This window comes from Streptomyces sp. NBC_00885, from assembly GCF_045207475.1.
Lineage (GTDB): Bacteria > Actinomycetota > Actinomycetes > Streptomycetales > Streptomycetaceae > Streptomyces.
In genome coordinates, this window is the sequence record NZ_CP108796.1 from 8,305,909 (window position 1) to 8,325,369 (window position 19,461).

14 protein-coding genes and 2 pseudogenes are annotated in these 19,461 nt (G+C 70.3%); 7 read left to right on the top strand and 9 right to left on the bottom strand.

Features of this window, described 5'->3' with window-relative positions; genetic code table 11:
• Positions 1-3 precede the first annotated feature (3 nt).
• Positions 4-733: pseudogene (locus tag OHA61_RS37820) on the bottom strand (3-hydroxybutyryl-CoA dehydrogenase).
• A gap of 110 nt (positions 734-843) precedes the next feature.
• Between OHA61_RS37820 and OHA61_RS37825 the strand changes: the two are divergent.
• Positions 844-1,212 carry a hypothetical protein gene (locus tag OHA61_RS37825; RefSeq protein ID WP_406306918.1) on the top strand — a complete coding sequence of 123 codons (369 nt, stop codon included), beginning with the start codon at positions 844-846 and terminating at the stop codon, positions 1,210-1,212.
• Between the two features lie 89 nt (positions 1,213-1,301).
• Here the strand turns inward: OHA61_RS37825 and OHA61_RS37830 are convergent, their stop codons facing one another.
• The gene (locus tag OHA61_RS37830) at positions 1,302-2,930 is read right to left on the bottom strand and encodes a CocE/NonD family hydrolase (RefSeq protein WP_406307606.1); all 1,629 of its coding nucleotides are present in this window, start codon (positions 2,928-2,930) and stop codon (positions 1,302-1,304) included.
• Between the two features lie 178 nt (positions 2,931-3,108).
• Here OHA61_RS37830 and OHA61_RS37835 point away from each other — a divergent pair, with 178 nt between their 5' ends.
• On the top strand, positions 3,109-3,825 hold the full coding sequence (locus OHA61_RS37835) for a TetR/AcrR family transcriptional regulator C-terminal domain-containing protein (RefSeq protein ID WP_406306919.1): 717 nt from the start codon (positions 3,109-3,111) through the stop codon (positions 3,823-3,825).
• Positions 3,826-4,084: 259 nt separating this feature from the next.
• Positions 4,085-4,306, top strand: coding sequence for a DUF5999 family protein (locus OHA61_RS37840; protein WP_361910560.1), 222 nt, complete (start codon positions 4,085-4,087; stop codon positions 4,304-4,306).
• A 31-nt stretch (positions 4,307-4,337) separates the two neighbouring features.
• Here the strand turns inward: OHA61_RS37840 and OHA61_RS37845 are convergent, their stop codons facing one another.
• The 3 genes from OHA61_RS37845 to OHA61_RS37855 all read right to left on the bottom strand — a co-directional run bounded on the left by OHA61_RS37845 (position 4,338) and on the right by OHA61_RS37855 (position 9,130).
• Positions 4,338-4,484 (bottom strand): hypothetical protein, encoded by a 147-nt coding sequence (locus tag OHA61_RS37845; RefSeq protein ID WP_406306920.1) that lies wholly within the window; start codon positions 4,482-4,484, stop codon positions 4,338-4,340.
• Positions 4,485-4,562: 78 nt separating this feature from the next.
• Positions 4,563-6,998, bottom strand: coding sequence for a SpoIIE family protein phosphatase (locus OHA61_RS37850; RefSeq protein WP_406306921.1), 2,436 nt, complete (start codon positions 6,996-6,998; stop codon positions 4,563-4,565).
• Positions 6,999-7,000: 2 nt separating this feature from the next.
• Entirely contained in the window at positions 7,001-9,130 is a 2,130-nt protein-coding gene (locus OHA61_RS37855; protein WP_406306922.1) for a SpoIIE family protein phosphatase, read from the bottom strand.
• A gap of 257 nt (positions 9,131-9,387) precedes the next feature.
• Here OHA61_RS37855 and OHA61_RS37860 point away from each other — a divergent pair, with 257 nt between their 5' ends.
• The gene (locus tag OHA61_RS37860; RefSeq protein ID WP_406306923.1) at positions 9,388-10,824 is read left to right on the top strand and encodes an amidase; all 1,437 of its coding nucleotides are present in this window, start codon (positions 9,388-9,390) and stop codon (positions 10,822-10,824) included.
• Between the two features lie 32 nt (positions 10,825-10,856).
• Here the strand turns inward: OHA61_RS37860 and OHA61_RS37865 are convergent.
• Positions 10,857-11,043 (bottom strand): annotated as a pseudogene (locus OHA61_RS37865) (type III effector protein); the annotation flags it as partial.
• A gap of 72 nt (positions 11,044-11,115) precedes the next feature.
• Complete coding sequence (locus OHA61_RS37870) at positions 11,116-11,391, bottom strand: isoamylase early set domain-containing protein (RefSeq protein ID WP_324988494.1); 276 nt, start codon at positions 11,389-11,391, stop codon at positions 11,116-11,118.
• Between the two features lie 583 nt (positions 11,392-11,974).
• Here OHA61_RS37870 and fusA point away from each other — a divergent pair.
• The gene (fusA, locus tag OHA61_RS37875) at positions 11,975-14,077 is read left to right on the top strand and encodes an elongation factor G (protein ID WP_406306924.1); all 2,103 of its coding nucleotides are present in this window, start codon (positions 11,975-11,977) and stop codon (positions 14,075-14,077) included.
• A 97-nt stretch (positions 14,078-14,174) separates the two neighbouring features.
• Here fusA and OHA61_RS37880 read toward each other — a convergent pair whose 3' ends face one another.
• Together OHA61_RS37880 and OHA61_RS37885 are read right to left on the bottom strand one after the other, a co-directional pair.
• Complete coding sequence (locus OHA61_RS37880) at positions 14,175-14,609, bottom strand: nuclear transport factor 2 family protein (protein WP_406306925.1); 435 nt, start codon at positions 14,607-14,609, stop codon at positions 14,175-14,177.
• Between the two features lie 237 nt (positions 14,610-14,846).
• Positions 14,847-16,379, bottom strand: a complete 1,533-nt coding sequence (locus OHA61_RS37885) for an HD domain-containing phosphohydrolase (RefSeq protein WP_406306926.1) — start codon at positions 16,377-16,379, stop codon at positions 14,847-14,849.
• A gap of 102 nt (positions 16,380-16,481) precedes the next feature.
• Here OHA61_RS37885 and OHA61_RS37890 point away from each other — a divergent pair, with 102 nt between their 5' ends.
• Positions 16,482-17,339 (top strand): type 1 glutamine amidotransferase domain-containing protein, encoded by an 858-nt coding sequence (locus OHA61_RS37890; protein WP_406306927.1) that lies wholly within the window; start codon positions 16,482-16,484, stop codon positions 17,337-17,339.
• 116 nt (positions 17,340-17,455) lie between these two features.
• Positions 17,456-19,387 (top strand): NAD-binding protein, encoded by a 1,932-nt coding sequence (locus tag OHA61_RS37895; RefSeq protein ID WP_406307607.1) that lies wholly within the window; start codon positions 17,456-17,458, stop codon positions 19,385-19,387.
• The last annotated feature ends 74 nt before the right edge of the window (positions 19,388-19,461 follow it).

Sequence of the window (19,461 nt, forward strand, 5' to 3'; positions counted from 1 at the left end):
CCCTCAGCCCCGGTCGTACGTGTGGAACCCCCGGCCGGTCTTGCGGCCCAGGAGTCCTGCCTCGACCATCCGCTGGAGCAGTGGCGGCGGTGCGTAGAGCGGTTCTTTGAACTCCTCGTACAACGACTCCGCGATGGAGGCGACGGTGTCGAGGCCGATCAGGTCGGCGAGCTTCAGCGGGCCGAATGGGGTGGGCGCAGCCGAGTTCCATGCCCGTGTCCACGTCGGTGGCGGTGGCGAAGCCCGATTCGGCCATGCGGATCGCCGAGAGCAGGTATGGGATCAGCAGGGCGTTGACGACGAAGCCGGCCCGGTCCTGGGAGCAGATCGCGGTTTTGCCGAGGGTGTCGCGGGCGGACTCCTCGATGGCGGTGACGGTCTCCGGGGCGGTGTGGAGGGACGCCACCAACTCCACGAGGGGCAGGACGGGTACCGGATTGAAGAAGTGCAGTCCGAGGACCCGGTCGGCGCGGTGGGTGGCCATGCCCAGGCGCATGACCGGGATGGAGGAGGTGTTGGTGGCGAGGATCGCTTCCGGATCCTCCACGATCTTGTCGAGGGCGGCGAAGATTTCCGCCTTCGCGTCGGCGCTCTCGATGACGGCCTCGACGACGAGCTGACGGTCGGCCAGATCGTCGAGGCTGCCGGTGAAGACGAGCCGGCCAAGGGCGTCTTCGGCGGCGATGCGGTCGAGCTTGCCGCGCTGGACGGCGCGTTCGAGGGATACCGCCACACGCTGCCGCGCTCCACGGGCCGCGGTGGCATCCGCCTCTGGCTCACCGTCGACTGCTCGCCCCTCCCCACACGCCGCCGGCCCCGTCGGCGCCGATCGCGTACGAGGCGATGAACACGGTGCCGGAGAACTGGATCCCGTTCATCCCGGTGCACGTGCCCGGCGACAACCGGGAGATCCAGCTGCAGCGCGGTGCCATGCCCCGCGTGCTCGACGGCACGACGGCGCCGCCGGTGCCGGTGCGGCCGCGGACCACGCTGCTGGCCGAGGGCCTGAGCGCCGGGCAGCCGTACTTCGTACACGAGGAGGAGGTACCACGCGCGGGGACCCGGCTCTGCGCCGCCTACAACCGGACCCGCATGCCGAACGGACGCGTCGTGATCTGGTACGGCGTCCGGCGCTCGACCGGCCGGGGCGAGGGTTCGAGCTCGCTGGACTGGGACCGCCTGGTGGACCGGCCCGCGGCGGAAGACGAGTAATCCGCGTACGGGCGTCACCACGGCCGGCCCGCCCCCGGTACTTCCACCTGCGTCGTGAGCACCTGTCCGGTGCCGGGCTGTCTGGCTCGTCAGCCGTTCCCCGCAGGGCTGAGGCCGGAACTGTGGGCATGCATCGCCAGCATCAGCGCCGAGTCCGTGCGGAGCGTGATGCGCACCGGTGTGAAGGTGGTGGCGTCCACCGGCGACTCCCCGTTGCCGGGACTGCGGGCGTAGCGCGGATGGCCGCCTCCGCTGATCTGCCAGCGTATGCGGTGGCCGACGGCGAAGCGGTGGGCGGTGGAGCTCATCGGCACGGTGATCCGCGACGGCTCCTGCCCGTCCGTCCGCAGCCTGCCCAGCCCGTCACAGATGTTGACGGAGCGGCCTTGTGTGTCCACGTCGCACAGGCGGGTGAAGACGTCGGCATGACCGGTGTCGGTGGAGATACTCAACCGCGCGCAGACCGGCCCGAGGATGTCCACGGGCTCGGTCAGCGGGGGGCCGGTGAACGTCAGTACGTCTTCCCGCGCCTCCAGGGTGCTGTTGTCGCGAGGACCGGCGGTGCGGGAGAGCAGAGGGCCGCCAAGGGAGGGGGTGGGGTCGTCCGGGTCGTAGCGGAACGACGTCAGTGGTGCGCAGTCCGTGGGACCCTGCTGGGTGAGATGCCCTTCTGGGGTGGGAAACCACGGGCTGACGGCCGTGGCCGGTGGCCAGTCGTCGAGGTCCCGCCAGACGTTTTCGCCGCCTATGTGCGCGCGCACCCTTGTGGGACGGAGGCCGGAGGGATCGTCGTACAGGTGGGCGCGCAGCCAGGCGAGGCTCTCGGCGAACACCTCGGGCCATCCCTGTTGCAGGGCGGAGGTGTGGGTCCAGGGGCCGACGAGCAGGGCGGTCTCGCATCCGGCCTGACGCAGCCGTTCGTACTGCTCGAAGGTCTGGTCGGCCAGCGCGTCGTGCCATCCGGTGATCAGACTCGTGGGCACGCGGAGCCGCTCCGCCGACTGAGCCAACGACGCGCCGCGCCAGTACGCGTCCTTGGCGTCCGGGTGTGTCATCACGTCGTCCAGCCAGGGCACTTCGCCCCCCATGGCCGACACGTACGCCCCGCGAAGTGGCCGCGCGGTGGTGACATCGCGCAGGCGGCGCTGCAGGCGCAGTGTCGCCCTCAGGAACGGTGCCATGCCCTGGTGCTGGTAGGTCATACCCGCGCAGACAGCGAGCGCGTTCTCCAGGCGTAGCGCACCGTCCGCGTGGAACAGGGCGTGGGGATCGTGCAGGCCCACCTGCACCACCATCGCTTTGAGTTCTGGCGGCGGGTTCGCGGCAAGGGCCCATTGGACGTAGCCCAGGTAACTGGGGCCGACGGTTCCCAGTGTTCCGTTGAACCAGGACTGCTCGCGCAGCCAGGACACCGTGGCCCGGCCGTCGGCGCCCTCGTTGCGCCACAGGTCGAACGTACCCCCCGAACCGCCGGTGCCGCGGCAGCTCTGCAGGACCACGTGAAAACCCTGTTCGGCGAAGAGCAGACCGTACATGGGGGACCACGGCAGGCCCCTGCCATACGGCGAGCGCACCAGGAGGGTGGGGAAGTCGCCCTCTGCGCGCGGGAAGTAGTGGTCCGTGATCAGCGGGCTGCCGTCGGCGGCCGGCACCACCTGCCCCGGCTCCCACCCGACGTCGTGCAGTTTGGCCGGCAGGCGGCGCCACATCGCCCTCATCATCCGTGAGGCCAACGGTGGTTTACCTGGAGGCGGTGCCCAGGTCGGCCTCGGAACAGGACCGTGCGTGCGTGATGTCATCGTTCCCCCCCCTGCATTTCCGTACGGTGTACGATAATAGAGGATGCTTGACTGAGGCCCGCGAGGTTCGCCGTGATCAGGAAGAGGAGCGTGGACCATGCCCCGCGACGGAGCAGCCGGCGCCCCGGGCATCGACCCCCAGCAGCTCTGGCTGCGCCCTGTGCAGCCGCGCAGAGGCCGCAAGCCTGTCCATAGCCGAGAGGCCATCACCGCGGCGGCCGTCGCCCTGGCGGACACGGAGGGGCTCGAAGCAGTCACCATGCGGCGGGTCGCAGCCAAGGTCGGAGCCGGCGTCATGTCGCTCTACAGCTACGCCCCCGACAAGGAGACGTTGCTGAACCTGATGGTCGACCACGTCAGCGGCGAACTGCCGACCGCGAGCACGCCCGTCGGCGACTGGCGCGCCGACCTGAAGGCCATCGCCCACCTCCAGCGCGCCCTCATGCTGCGACACCCCTGGCTGCCCGTCGCCCTGTCCACCCGCCGCGTCCCCGGCCCTCATACCCTGGCCTTCCTGGAACGCGCGCTCGCCGCCCTGCGGCCCACCGGACTGGACGGTGCGGCGAAGGTGGAAATCTTCGCCCAGCTCACAGCATTCGTGGCCGGACACGTCGGGCATGAGATCGCGCAGGCCGCAGCCTCGGATTCTCCGGACCGAGCCGCAGCCGAAGCCCGTTACCTCGCCGCCGTCGCCGCGGACGGCCACCATCCGGAACTCGCCGAAGCCCTCTCCGCCCCCGGACGCCCACTCGCCCCCGAAGCCACCTTCGCCCGGTTCCTCAACCGCCTGATCGACGGTCTCGACACCGACTGATCCCGCTCCGCCTTTCATCGTGGCGAGGCGGGCGGTGGTGCCGTGCCAGGGCTGTGTCAGATCCGGGTGCCAGGCTGTCGCGTACGAAGGAATGCCGCACAACGACCGCCGCGGGCCGGTGAGTTCTCGTTTCCGGCCCGGTCACATCCAGTGACACAAGCGGTACGAACAGAGCGCACCATCATGCGTGAGACCCGCGAAGCCAAGTCCAGCAGCAAGGATCAGCGAGTACCGGACGATCAAGAATCGGAGACGTGAGATGTGTTCACATCGGCCCGCATGCCCCACCGCCGACCATCCCGACCGTGACGCCGCCCGCGTCATCGCCGCGCATCCCGAGCAGGGCTGGAGCCTTCTGTGCAACGGCACGGTCGTCTTTGACGACACCGGTGAGCTGCTGCCGGGCGGTGAGATCATTCCGCCGCATCGGCCTGTCATCACGACAATGCCCTCCCGCGGGCGGCTGGCCGTCGCGGCCTGAGGCCACAGCGAATCGGTGGCGGGGTCCGTGCTCAGGCGGTCAGGTCCTGGCAGAAGGGGCAGAGCTGGTAGCGGCCATCGTTCACCACGCTCCCCCAGCCGCGGCACTCGTCGCAGTCGCGAGCCAAGGCGATGTTCGCGCGGGGGGCAGGAGCGTTGGGGTGGGCTCCGGTGTTCATCAAGTCATGTTCCTCGGGTAGAGGGCTATGCATGGCAAAAGTATGCCATTTGGTGCATAGACATGCAAATATGGGCCCTCATACCGGCTGCTCGGTCCAGATCGTCTTGCCGTCGCGCGTGTACCGCGTCCCCCACCTCTCCGTGAGCTGGGCCACCAGGAAGAGTCCGCGGCCGCCCTCGTCGGTGGATCGGGCCCGGCGGAGGTGCGGTGAGGTGCTGCCGGTGTCGGACACCTCGCAGATGAGGTGGCCGTCACGGATGAGCCGCAGGGTGATCGGCCCGCCGCCGTACCGATAGGCGTTGGTGACCAGCTCGCTGACGATCAGCTCCGTGGTGAAGGCCATCTCGTCCAGTCCCCACTGGGCCAGTTGGGACGCCACCAGCGCCCGGGCCCGAGCGGCGGCGGTGGGCTCGACGCGCAGCTCCCACGTGGCCACTTGCTCCGCCGCAAGGACGCGGGTACGGGCGATGAGCAGAGCCACGTCGTCGGCGACGTCGTCGGTGGGCCGGTCGTGCAGCAGCGCGACCTCGATCGCCCTGCACGTGTCCTCCAACGAGCGGGCGGGTGCCGCAAGCGCCGCGGACAGATCGGCCAGACTCTCGTCGACGTCTCGCTTCCGGCCCTGGATGAGGCCGTCCGTGTAGAGGGCCAGGAGGCTGCCCTCGGCCAGTTGCAGCTCGGCGGCCTCGAACGGCAGCCCTCCCAGGCCCAGCGGCGGACCTGCGGGGATGTCGAGGAGGTGGACCTGCCCGCCCGGGGTCACCACCGCGGGCGGCGGGTGGCCGGCCCGGGCCAGGGCGCAGTGCCGGGAGACCGGGTCGTAGATCGCGTACAGGCAGGTCGCGCCGACGACTTGAGGGGAACGTTCATCGGTCGGCTCCTGCTCGGCGGCCAGTCGGTCCACCAGATCATCGAGGTTGGACAGGACCTCGTCCGGGGTGAGGTCGAGATTCGCCAGGGTGTGTACGGCAGTACGCAGCCGGCCCATGGTGGCGGCTGCGTGGATGCCGTGGCCGACCACGTCGCCGACGACGAGGGCGACGCGAAGCCCGGAGAGCGGGATGACGTCGAACCAGTCGCCGCCGACACCGGTCGTGGCGTCGGCAGGCAGATAACGGTGGGCGATTTCGACCGCCGGGTGCCCGGGAACCTCGTGCGGGAGCAGACTGTGCTGCAGGGTCAGTGCCGCCTGGTGCTCCTGGGTGTAGCGGCGCGCGTTGTCGATGCAGACGGCGGCGCGGGAGGCGAACTCTTCGGCGAGAGTGAGGTCGTCCGCCTCGAACGGCTCGAGCCGCCGGGACCGCCACATACTGATCAGGCCGAGCACGAGTCCCCGCGCCACCAGAGGCACCACCATCAGCGAGTGGATGCCCAGTGCGCGAGCGCGCTCAGCCCGGTCCGGGTCCATGGTGAGCCACGTGTTGGCGCCCTCCAGATGCGCGTCGAGGATGGGACGCCGGTCGGCCAGGCACCTCGCCTGCATGGTTTCCGGCGGGATGTGAATCGTGTGTCCCAGCGGATACATCACCTCCGCCGTGTCCGACAGAACGCTGCGGACCGCCGTCCGGCGCAGGGGGCCGAGCACTCCTCCCTCAGTGGGCTCTTCGCCGCGGGTCACCGGCTCCAGCAGGTCCACGGAGACGCAGTCGGCGAGGTCCGGGACCGCCACCCCGGCCAGTTCGTCCGCCGTCTTCGCCACGTCCAGCGTGGTTCCGATGCGGGCGCTGGCCTCGTTGAGCAGGGCGAGGCGGCGCCGGGCCCGGTAGCGGTCGGTGACGTCCTCGACCGTCTGCGTCACCCCGAGGATCCGCCCGGAGGAGTCGTGCATCCGGAACGCCGATACCGATACGACCAGTTCACGGCCGGGATCCCGCCGCAGACGGGCGGGCTGCTCGGTGAAGATCGACGACTGGCCCGTCTCCAGGACCTCCCGCAACTGCCTCTCCACCGTGTCGGTGTCCTGCTGGATCAGGAAGTCGCTGGTACGCAGCCCGCGGTGCTGCTCGACCGATATCTCGCTGAACCTCGCGATCGCCCGGTTCACCCGCAGGATCGACAAGTCCGGGGCATGGACGGACAGACCGATGGGGGAGCGGCGGAAGAGTCCGTCCAGGACCGACCGGTCCGTCTCCCACTGGATCACCTCCTCCGCCGGCGCACCGACGAGAAACCACTCGCGTGGGGAGTCGTCGCCCCTCGCGATGACCCTGGCGCGACAGCCGAATTCCATGCGACGGCCGTCGCGGTGCCGGACGGGCACGATCCCGTACCACCCCAGGTCCCGTACGCATTCCGCCACCGCGTCCATGACGACCTCGTAGTCGCGGGGATCGAGCAGGAAACCGACCGCCGGCCGCCCGAGCGCTTCCTCGGGCGGATAGCCGAGCAGCTCCTCGGCCCGCTCGCTCCAGCCGACGACCCTCCCGCGGTCGTCCAGCACCCCGCAGGCGGCACGCCGCACCGCGAACGGGTCGTCCGGGCCCTCGCTGAACGTCGTCACCGGTGTGTCCATCACTACCACCCTGGCACTTCCCGGGCGGGACCGCCCATGCGATAGGGCTCGGGGTGATTCCTCACCGGCGCCGGTCGAGGCAGAGTTCTCGCCAGGAGCACCGCCACATCGTCCTGCGCCGCGGAGGGCAGCAGCCGGCCGAGGACGCGGTCGCAGATCTCCTCCAGAGGGAGGTCGAGGTTCCGCAGCGCCTGGGCGAGTTCCTGCATGCCCTGGTCGAGGTCTCTGTCGCGGGCTTCGATGAGGCCGTCGGTGTAGAGCACCAGCAGACTTCCGGGGGGCAGGGGCACCTCTTCGGTCCGGAAGTCCTGTCCCCCCGTTCCCAGGGGCGTACCCGAGGGGCCGTCGAGGAACGCGATCGCCCCCCGGGCGTCGACCAGCGCCGGGGGCGGATGGCCCGCCCTGGCGATCAGGCAGCCGCCGGCGGCCGGGTCGTGGACCGCGTAGACGCATGTCGCCATTTCGTTCTCGCCCAGATCGGCCACGGCGGCATCCAGGGAGCGGAGCATCTGAGCCGGGGGGATGTCGAGGCGTGCCAGCGTTCGCACCGCTGTGCGCAGCTGGCCCATGACCGCCGCCGCATGGATTCCGTGCCCCATGACGTCCCCGATGACAAGACCGGTCCTGCCCTCGGGCAGGGTGATGACGTCGAACCAGTCGCCGCCGACCTCGTGGTCGCTGGCGGGGAGGTAGCGCCCGGTGAGTTCCAGGCCGCTCACGTCCGGCAGCGCGTAGTTCGTCAGGCTGCGCTGCAGAGTGAGGGCCGCCTCCCGCTGGCTGGTGTACATGCGGGCGTTGTCGATGTTCAGCGCCGCCCGGGCGACCAGTTCGTCCATGAGTACGCAGTCCTGCTCGTCGAAGGGCTCACGGCTGCGGGTACGCGTCACCACGACCGCGCCGAGCACCTTGCCGCGGGCCACCACGGGGATCAGCCGCGCGCACCCGATGCGGGCACTGAGGTAGGCCCGCAGCCGCTCGGCCTGCGGATCGGGGATCAGCTCGGGGATGTCGGCCTGGTAGAGGTTCATGGGGCGCCCGTCCGCGATGACCTGCTCGTACACAGAGCCGAGGGGGACCTGGAAGGTCATGCCCGGCGCCAGTTTCGCGGTGGGGGCGGACGGGTCGGGGAAGGCGGCCGCCATACGACGCACGACGCCCTGGGTGGATGCGGCGGCGTCATCGGGGTCGAGCACCGCCTCCAGCAGCTGTACGTCGGCCGAATCGGCCAGCTGGGGCACCAGCACCTGCACCACTTCCTCGGCGGTCTGGCGCAGGTCCAAGGTGGTACCGATGCGCTCGCCGGCCTCGGCCAGCAGGGCGAAGCGCTGCCTCGCCCGCTCGGCCTCGGCCTGCGCCTGCTGCCCGTCGGTGATGTCGATCAGGGAACCGATCAGTCCAAGCGGCCGCCCGTCGTTGCCGAGCAGCGGAGCATAGGAGCAGGACCAGGTCCGGTCGTGATCGGGATCGCCCGCGGTACGACCGGTGCGGCGTACGTCGACCACCGCCTTGCGGCGGTCCAGCACCTGCTGCATCACCATCTCCAGCGCGGCGGCGTTGACTCCCGGTGTGATCTCGGCCGGCCGCTTGCCGAGGTGCTGGGCCGCGGAGACGCCATTCATTCGCGCGAGCGCGTCGTTGACCCGCAGAAAGCGCAGATCGGGGCCGAACATGGCCAGACCGATGGGGGACTGGGTGAACAGGCCTTCCATGGCCGCCAGCGAATCGCGCATTCTCAGTACCGCCGAGGTCTCCACCGCGATGGCCAGAATGCCTGTGCCGCCCTGCGGATCCGCACTCGGGCAGATCCACATCTCCATCGGCACGAGGTATCCGTCGCGGTGCACCAGAGGGAGGGCTCCGACAACCGCCTCACCGGCCATGACCTTCTGCGTCAGCTGATCGGCGAGCTCCCGTTTGGGCTCGGGGACCAGCGTAGGAATCCCGTACTGGCCCAGCAGCTGCTCCGGCGCGTAGCCGAGCAGCTCCCGGGCGGCGAGCGACCACTCCACGACGCGGCCCTGCGCATCCGCCCGCCACAGTGCGATGGGGAGCAGGTCACGGAGCACACCCGCGTATCCGACCGCCGACAGGGGGTGGTCCGGCACATCACTCGTCGACTGGTGTGTGTCCACGCGATGACCTCACACCGGGGGGTGGGGGCCTCTGCCTGCCGACCACTCCCTGGCGATCTTCCGGTGGGGTGCAGCTTTCGGGTGCCGTTATGCACATATCAGCCTATCCGAGGCGGTGCACGGTCGATCGGTGCCGGTTCCGGTGCCTTTGCTGGGTGCCCGCTGCAGTCGCCATCGGCCAAGAGGCTGGGGACTCGTTGTGGCCGACGCCTGCGCGGCATAGCGTTGACTGCGTCCCGACAACCGCGGAGGCCTGTGTGAGCGATCCCCTGAGCGCGACCGTTGTCCATGCCTTTGGCGACGACGTGCTGGGAGAGCACGACGCCGTGAGCCTGGCCCGGCTGATCCGCGACGGAGAAGCCGATCCGGCCGAGGTGGCGCGGGCCGCCGTGGAGCGGGTGCGGAAGGTCGGCGGGGATCTGCACGGCGTACAGGTACCGGCGTACGAGCAGGCCGTGGCCTCCGCCACGGGCGGGCCGGGGACCTTCGCGGGGGTGCCGACCTTCATCAAGGACAACATCGACTACCGCGGTCTGCCCACGGGTTTCGGCAGCTCCGCGTACGTGGCGCGGCCCGCGCGGCGGCACGCGCCGTTCGCCCGGCAGTTCCTGAGCACCGGCGTGACGGTGCTCGGCAAGACCCGGCTGCCGGAGTTCGGTTTCAACGCCACGACCGAGTACGAGAACGCGCCACCGGTGTGCAACCCCTGGCACACGGGGCACTCCGCAGGCGGCTCGTCGGGCGGCAGCGCCGCGCTCGTGGCCGCCGGCGCCGTGCCGATCGCGCACGCCAACGACGGCGGCGGCTCCATCCGCATCCCCGCAGCCTGCTGCGGGCTTGTCGGCCTCAAGGCCACCCGCGGCAGGCTCGTCGCCAACGAAGAGGGCCGCACCCTGCCCATCAACCTGGTCAGCGACGGGATCCTGAGCCGGTCGGTACGGGACACCGCCGCGTTCTTCGCTGCCGCGGAGCAGTACTGGCGCAACCCGAAGCTGCCACCGCTCGGCCTGGTCGAGGGCCCGTCACAACGCCGTCTGCGCATCGGCCTGTTGCTCGATTCCCCGACCGGCATCACCACGGACGCCGCCACCCGCGCTGCCGTGACGGACACCGCGACCGCGCTGGAGAAGCTGGGCCACACCGTGGAGCCGGTACGGATGGTGGTGGACGAACACTTCGCCGAGGACTTCATCACCTACTGGGGCCTGTTGTCCTTCCTCGTGGGCGCGACGGGCAAGCGGCTGGACCGCCACTTCGACCGGCGCCGCATGGACGGTCTCAGCCGGGGCCTGCGCGACCACTACCGGCGCCGGCTGGGCAGCACTCCGGCGGTGCTGCGCCGCCTGGGCCGCTCCCGCAAGGCGTACGCGGCGGCCTTCCGCGACCACGACCTCGTCCTCTCGCCGGTCCTTGCTCACACCACGCCGCGCCTTGGCCACCTCAGCCCCGGTGTGCCGTACGAGACGCTGATCGAGCGGCTCACCTCCTACGTCGCCTTCACCCCGCTGAACAACGTGGTCGGCAGCCCCGCGATCTCCCTGCCCGCGCGTATGGCGACCGAGGACGGCCTGCCGATCGGGGTGATGTTCTCCGCCAGGAACGGTGACGAACGCACGCTGCTGGACATCGCATTCGCGCTGGAGGCCGACCAGCCCTGGCGCCGCATCCAGGACCGCCGGGGGGCCACGCCCTGACAAGGCTGTGAGCCGCGGCGCTCAACGCCGTGGGCCAGGGCGGTGACGGATCGGTCGGCGGCGCGGCGGTGCGGTGGCCTGCACGCGCTGTTCCCCGGTGGTGCCGACGGCACCGGGGCGGACCCGCAGGTGACGGCGCTCGGCGGCCGGGCGGCCGGCGACGCCGAGGGGCGGGAGAGGCCGGCCCAGCTGGGCGCCCGCCTCGCGGGCGATTCCCGGCCACCTACCGACGGTGGCCGGACTTCGCCGCCCCCGCGATTTCGCGGCGGCGGGGACAGTGGGCGGCGGGGATCAGGTGTGCAGAATGCTGTTGTGGCCGTCGTGGGCGTCGGCGTGTTCGTCGTCGAACCAGTAGTCGCCGGCTGCCAGATAGCGGAATCCGTAGCTGTGCTCAGGAGGCAGGTTGAGGGTGACGGCGCGGGTGCCGTCCTCCCTCGCCACCAGAGGATGGGCGCCGGGCTGCCAGTCGTTGAAGTCGCCGACGACACTGACCTGGCCGCAAGGCTGGTCCGAGGGGATGACGAACGTGATCTCTGTGTCGTTCTTGCGGCGGGAACGCTCCAGCATGGAGAAACCTTCCTCTTCGGAGAACAGTGGGGGACAGCATTGCCCTGTTCGTGCTCTCCCGTCGCGCCCGGCTGCGCCAACGGCGCCGCCGGTCGCCCGTATGGCCCCCGGGACACGATGTCTGCCTCGCCATGGAGTCCCTCGGGCGCCGTTCGCGCGAGTGTTCAAGACCGGGTGGGTGGGCGCGCGGCGGCGAAGACTGGGCCGGTCGCAAAAAACTCCGTGCTCCCGCCCCACCAAGTTCCCTACACTCACCAGGAATCGCGCGCTACAAGATCGCAGCGCGCGCCTTGACGAGTGAGGGGAGCCGGGCCGTGCGTGACCGCACCGCTGTCGTTGTTCCCCCGTCACGGTACGAGGTGATCCTGGTGTCTTCGTCTGTCCGGCGTCGGCTGCGCGGCCCACGCCGGATCTCCGCGACGAACACCTGACCCCCTGTCTGTTCGGCCTGAACCAACGCCCTCGGAAACATCATGGGACGTTGCGCCGCCTTGAGGGGTTCGTGCCTGACCTGAGTGCAGGTCGTGGTCCGTCCGGGAAATCGCGCTGACTTGCTGTCGGTCATTCCTGAAAGGCCAGAGTTGTGCGCACCGAAAACCGTCACTTCGACAATCCGCTCACCGGCGTCCGTAATCTGGGCATCCTCGCCCACGTCGACGCCGGCAAGACCACCGTCACCGAACGGATCCTGTATGTCACCGGCGCGACGTACAAGCGAGGCGAGGTCCATGACGGTACGACCGTCACCGACTTCGACTCGCAGGAGCGAGATCGCGGGATCACGATCTTCGCTGCTGCGGTGAGCTGTGACTGGGACGGTCACCGGATCAATGTGATCGACACTCCCGGCCACGTCGACTTCGCCGACGAGGTGGAGCGCTCGCTGCGCGTGCTCGACGGCGCCATCGCGGTGTTCGACGCCGTCGCCGGGGTCGAGCCCCAGAGCGAGTCGGTCTGGCGACAGGCCGACCGCCACGGGGTGCCGCGTATCGCATTCGTCAACAAGCTGGACCGTACCGGCGCCGACCTGGACCGGGCGGTCGAGTCGATCCGGGCAAGGCTGCATACGGTTCCGCTGGTGGTCCAGCTGCCGATCGGTCAGGAGGACGGGTTCACCGGCGTGGTGGACCTGCTCCGTATGCGGTCGCTGGTCTGGTCCGACGGGTGTGACACCTTCGAGGACGGTCCCGTACCGCAGGACGTGCAGGAGGAGGCACGCCGGCGCCGCCGGCTGCTCGAGGAGGCGGTGGCGGAACTCCACCCGATCGCCCTGGAGGAGTTCTGTGCACAGTCGACGGTCTCCGCGCAGACACTGGCGGCGGCGCTGCGGGATCTGACACTCGCCGGTGACGCCGTGGTCGTGCTGTGCGGATCGGCTTACCGCAACCGCGGGATCGAGCCGCTGCTGGACGCTGCCGTGGCCTATTTGCCCTCGCCGCTGGACGTACCGGCCGTACGCGGCACGGTCGACGGCTCGGAGCAGGAGCGGGCCGCCGACCCGGCCGAGCCGTTCGCCGCGCTCGTGTTCAAGGTGAACGCGACCGCCACGGGACGGCTGACCTACCTGCGGGTGTATTCGGGAACGATCAGCAGAGGAGAGGCGGTGCTGGACGTGCAGGCGCGGCGCACCGAGCGGGTCGGCCGGATCCTGCGGGTGCAGGCGGACCGGCACGCGGAGGTGGAACGGGCAGTGGCCGGAGACATCGTCGCGGTGGTCGGAGTGAAGGCGGCACGCACCGGTGCCACGCTGTGCGCACCCGCGGCGCCGCTGATCCTCGAACCGCCGACGGTGGCCGATCCGGTGGTCTCCGTGGCGGTGGAGGCCCGCAGGAGCATCGACACCGACCGTTTGGTGTCGGCGCTGGCACGACTGGTCGAGGAAGATCCGTCGCTGCGGGTCCGCACCGACCGCGAGACCGGTCAGACGGTCCTGTCCGGCATGGGCGAGCTGCATCTGGAGGTCGCGGCGGAGAAGATGCGTCGTGCGCACGGGCTGGATGTCAGCGTCGGCCGGCCGCAGGTTGCCTACCGGGAGACGGTCTCCCGTGGGGTGTCCGGGCTGGTGTACCGCCATGTCAAGCAGGATGGTGGCGCCGGGCAGTTCGCCCATGTCGTCCTCGACGCACAGCCGTTGGACGCCGCAGAGTTCGACGGCGGCGGCAGTGCGGTCGCCTTCGCGTTCGCGTTCGCCTCGAGTGTTGTCGGCGGACGCGTGCCGGCGGAGTACGTACGGGCGGTGGAGGCCGGATGCCGGGACGCTCTGGCTGAAGGGCCCCTGGGCGGCAACCCGGTCACCGGGCTGCGGGTCACCCTGACGGACGGGGCCACCCATCCCAAGGATTCCTCGGAGATGGCGTTCCGTACGGCCGGTCGGCTCGCTCTGCGGGAAGCACTGCGCGCCTGCGCGATGGTGCTGCTGGAACCGGTGGCCGAGGTCACGGCCACGGTGCCCGAAGACGCCGTCGGCGGAGTCCTCGGCGACCTGGCGGCACGGCGCGGCCGGATATCGGGCTCGACCACCCGGGCAGGCACGGCTGTGATCACCGCGACCGTGCCGCTGGCCGAACTGTTCGGCTATGCCTCCCGGTTGCGCAGCCGAACGCAGGGCCGGGGCACCTTCACCAGCCGGGCCACCGGCTACGCCCCGGTACCGAGCGGCGTGTTGAGCGCTCTGCCGTCGCGGTAGAACGCACTGGTGGCCCCGCCCTCGTACGGGCGGGGCCACCACCAAATCGCCGGCTGCCGAGCCGCCGAGGAGGCAACGCCGCGTGCCGCGGCGCTGGTTATGACATGGCACCGACCATGGCATCGACCATGACTCCGGTGTCCGCGATGGTCTCGAAGGCGACCGGCACACCGTTCTCCAAACGCCACACATGCGCGAAGCGTGCCTTCATCGCCTTGCCCGTCGCACGGCCCCGTCCCTGATAGTGGCCGAGGGCGACCACCAGGTCCGGAACGGCAATGAGCTCTGTCGGGGCGACGGCGAAGTCCTCCCAGTCGATGTCGAACCGGGCGAAGACGTTGGCCAGCACCTCGTCACGTCCGCGATAGGTTCCGCCGTACGGCAGCCCGGCGGTGACCACCCACGTGATCCCGTCGCTCAGCGTGCTCAGGACCGCCTCACCGTTCCCGCGGCTCAGGTCCTCGTACATCTGGGCCACGACCTCCCTGTCCTTCGACGCACGGGCGTCCTGCAAGTTCACCATGGCAGTCATCTGTGCTCCCGTTCCTCGTTCTTTTGCGCGGCCTGGCGTCGCAAGCGTGAGCGTCGACAGGTCCGATCGCAGACCGAGACGCGTTGCCTCGGCCCGACACTCCTCGTGACCGTCATGGCTGATGGCCGGCCGGGAGGAGCTGCGGCACCCATGGTCACCAGGGCCGGCCAAGGGCGGCATCGGTCAACTGACCTATCCGGCGGCGAGGATGTGCGGACACGATCGACAACGCGCCGATCAGGGCAGTAGCCGATGCTCCATGGCGAAGACCGCGACGCCGGCTCTGCTGCGCCTGCCGGTCTTGTCGTAGATGTGGGCCAGGTGGTGCCCCACGGTCCGGTTCGAGATCGACAGCCGTTCGCCGATCTGACGGTTGCTCAGGCCCCGGGCCGCCAGGCAGAGCACCTCCACTTCTCGCTCCGTCAGGCCGGATGGCAGCACTCGGCGAGGCTTCGGGAGACCCGCCGCCTCGATGACGGCCGCGCACGCCTCCCGGTCGAGTCCTCCGGTCTCGGCCTGCTGCACCAGCAGATCGGCCGCGGCAGGCACGGTGTACGCCTCCCGGTGTGCGCGCGGTTCGGTGAGTGCGGCGAAAACGTCTGCCGCGGCAAGGATGCGCGCGGCGATGGGAAGGTGCCGGGAGGGATCTCCGCGGTGGTAGCCACCGCCCTCCACCCGCTCATGATGGGCGGAAGCCGTCGGCGCCAGCCCCGCGAGGGCCGGCACCCGCTCCAGGATCCGATGGGTCCAGTAGGTATGCATGCGGACCTTCTCGACCTCGGCCATTCCCAGTGGACCGGACCGGTCCCAGATATTGGTCGGAATCCCGACCCGCCCGAGGTCGTGCACCAGAGCCGCACAACGCAACTCGCTGACCGCGGCCGGATCCAGGCCCGCGAGCGCGCCTGCGTCCGCGGCCAGCGTTGCGACATGCTCACTGTGACCGAGCAGCCATCGGCTCTTCAGATCCACCACTTGGGCAAGCACCGCGCACAACTGCGGCAGCGAACCGAAGGGAACGGTGACATGCGGCACCGGTTCGAGATCGAGAACAGCGGCGAGTGCGTTCGGCTGTTCCAGCGGCTTGAGTGCGAGCGAGGTATCGGCGACGAACGCCCGAGCCAGGTCCGGGTCGAGATGGCCCCCGCTGCGCCGGCGGATCTCGAAGACCGCGGCCGGTTCACCACCCAAGTCATGTGCGAGGACTGCCTGTTCCGCAATGTGCACGATCCGCGCGGCCTGCGACAGCTGGGTCCCGCGGCGGCCTTCGGGAATGCCGCGCCCGTCCCATCGCTCGTACACGTCGTCCAGTGCCGCCACTGAGTCCGGCAGCAGGCCCAGCCCGGTGCCGAGGGCGCGGCTGGTCTCGCAACCGCTGCGCATGGCCTCGACCCCCATGGTGGGGAAGACGTCGACGAAAGTCCGTGCCAGACGTGGCCCTTCAGCGCCCGCCCAGTCGCCGAAGGTGCGCAACTGCGATGCGAACACTGCCTCGTCGCCGTGGTCCAGCCGCTTCAGAGCAGCCTGGAAGGCGACATCGTCACCGAAGACGTCCGCGAGTTCCGGCGCGAACGACGTGCAGCCGACCGAACGCAGCAGGGCCACCTCGAAGACCACACGGCGGGTCACGGAGTCGACACCGAGTACAGAATCCGCGAACGCCGTGGCAACCGCGCACACGCGCAGCCCCTTCTCGAAAGACATTCCCGCAGCGACATCAGTGGTGAGCGACAGGGCTGCGAGCACCTCGGCCACACGGATCTTCTGCATCAGCGCATCGTAACGACGGGCCGACCCGCGGCGAAGATGAGCCCGGCGGGGAGGCGAAAGCCGCCCAGGAGCAAGATGATGCCGGCATCGAGGGAGGTAACCATGGCAACTGTATTGATGCCCATTCCCGCACAGGACTTCGACCCCAGCGAGGTCGCGGTGGGGTGGCAGGTCCTTACCCGGGCAGGACACAGCGTTGTGTTCGCGACGCCCGACGGCAGGACCGCGAGGGGGGACGAGGTCATGCTCACGGGGCAGGGGCTCGATCCGTGGGGACGCGTTCCGGGACTGAAGGGGTTCCTCGGCATCGGGCGGGCCCTGCGGGCCAACGCCGATGCCCGGTCCGCATACACGGAGATGGCCCAGTCCGAGGAGTTCCGCGCCCCGCAGTCGTGGGATGCGGTGACCGTCGAGGGCGTGGACGGCCTGTATCTGGCGGGCGGCCACCGGGCACGGGGCATGCGCCCGTATCTGGAGAGCAAGACTCTGCAGGCCATGATCGTGGAGGCATTCCGGCGCGACCTGCCGGTTGCCGCGATCTGCCACGGCGTTCTGCTCGCCGCGCGCAGTACTGACCCCGCCGACGGCCGCTCTGTTCTGTACGGCCGCCGCACCACGGCGCTGACATGGCGCCTGGAGAGGACGGCGTGGCGGATCGCCCGACGTACCCGCTACTGGGACCCCGATTACTACCGCACCTACCGGGAGGAGCCGGGCCAGCCTGAGGGCTACATGTCCGTACAGCAAGAGGTCACACGGAATCTGGCGCATCCGGAGGACTTCCTTGATGTGGTGCCCGGAACCGCGGACTACCGGCGCAAGGCCGGCGGCAGCCGCCGCGACACTCTGAGCGACGAGCGACCCGCGTTCGTCGTCGAGGACGGGAACTACCTGTCCGCTCGCTGGCCGGGCGACGTCCACACCCTCGCCCGGCGATTCGCCGCCGCACTCACTCGCTGATACGCGTTGCCGACCCCGATACCCCGGGTTCAACCCCGCGGGCCCGGCAAGGGAGTCTTGGCGCTGTGTCCTCACTTCTTCCTCAGCAGGCCCAACACAGCGTCCCCGCAGGGCAGATGATTGTCTGCGGTGACGACGCGTTGGCTGCCCGTCTCGCCTCCGAGCTGCACGACGTCTACGGGGAGCGGGTCACGCTGGTCGTCCCGCCCGTCCGCTCATCGACCGGTGGGCAGCCTGCCGTGGCGCCGAACCGCATCCGGACCTCTGCGCTCTTCGGGCGGGTGTCCGCTGCGATGAACCGGCCGGGTGGTGGCGACGACGTCGGCTCCAGTGGCCAATTCCTCCTTCCGGTACGGGAGGTGGAGGCTGCCGAGCCCTCGGAGGAGGCACTGCGTCAGGCCGGTGTGGAGCGGGCCGCAGCCCTGGCCCTCGTGTATGACGACGACGAGATGAACATCCGGGCCGCGCTGGCCGCCCGGCGGCTCAACCCCCGGCTTCGGCTGGTGATCCGGCTCTACAACCGCAAACTGGGCCAGCACCTGGAGAGCCTGCTCGACCAGGCTGCCGTCGTCGCCGTGCCAGGTCTGGACGTCACCGCGCTGGACGCCTCCACCACTGTGCTGTCCGACGCGGACACGGCAGCGCCCGCCCTGGCAGCAACAGCGGTGGCCGGTACGAGCAAGGTCGTGCAGGCCGACGGGCTGCTGCTGCGTGCTGTTGAGCGCAACCCGCCGGGGCGCGGCGAGGTACCCGATCCCGGCTTGTGCACGCTGGCCCTCCTGTCGTCCACCACCAACGACCCTGCGGGCGCCGAGGGTTCGGACGGCAGCGGCCCTCAAGGTCCGAGTCTGCTGCCCGACGACGCCACGGTCGCGGCGGCCACCGGACGGGGGACTGTTGTGCTGGAGACGATCTCGTACGCCGGGCTGCCGGTGCCGTCCCGTCGTCTGGCCGGCCGGGGTGCCCCACTCAGGGAGATCTTCTCGCGTCGGCTGCGCCGCGCGCTCGCCGGTGCCGCCGCGGCCGTCTTCGCCCTCGCCGTCGCGTCCTGGCTCACGACCGGCGACCATCCGTTGCACGCCGCGTATCTCACGCTCCTCGACCTCTTCGCGATCGGGGACCCGGCCGTCGGGGAACCCACCGCCCGCCAGGTGCTCCAGCTGCTGTCCGGACTGGTGGGTCTTGCGCTCCTGCCGGTCCTGGTCGCCGGATCACTGGAAGCCCTCGGTGCGTTCCGCGGAGCGGCGGGACTGCTGCGCCCGCCGCGGGGACTGTCCGGGCATGTCGTACTGCTCGGCCTGGGCAAGGTCGGCACGCGGGTGCTGGCACGGCTGCGTGAACTCGGCATCCCCGTGGTGTGCGTGGAGGAGGATCCGCAGGCGCGGGGCATCCCCCTCGCGCGCCGGCTGCGCGTGCCCGTGGTGCTGGGCGATGTCACCCACGAGGGTGTGCTGGAGGCTGCCAAGATCCATCGGGCTCATGCCCTGCTGGCGCTGACCAGTGCCGATACCACGAACCTCGAAGCGGCGCTGTACGCCCGTACCGTCAAGCCGGATCTGCGGGTCGCGCTGCGGCTGTACGAGGACGACTTCGCCACCGCCGTCTACCGCACCCTGCGGGCCGCGCACCCCGACGCGCTCACCCGCAGCCGCAGTGTGTCCACGCTCGCGGCCCCGGCCTTCGCGGGGGCGATGATGGGCCGTCAGATCCTCGGCGCCATCCCGGTGGAGCGCAAGGTTCTGCTGTTTGCCGTGCTCGATGTCGCCGGGCATCCGCAGTTCGAGGGCCGCACCGTCGCCGAGGCGTTTCGGCCCGGCGCGTGGCGAGTGATCGCTCTGGACACGGCGGAGCCCGCGGAGCGCCGGCCCGACCTCGCCGCCTCCCGTCCGTACGGAGCCGACCGGACTGGCGCCGGGTTGCTGTGGGACCTCCACCCCGGCTACGTCCTGCGGCCCCAGGACCGTGTCGTTCTCGCCGCCACCCGTCGCGGGCTGGCGGAACTCCTGGGACGGCGCACCGGATCCCGCCCCGGCCCGCCTGCGGTCTGAGCGCTCGGAGATCCTGGGAGCGCGGGCCTGACAAGCCCGTGGTGGCGAGGTGCAATAGGTGTGGGAGGCGTGGG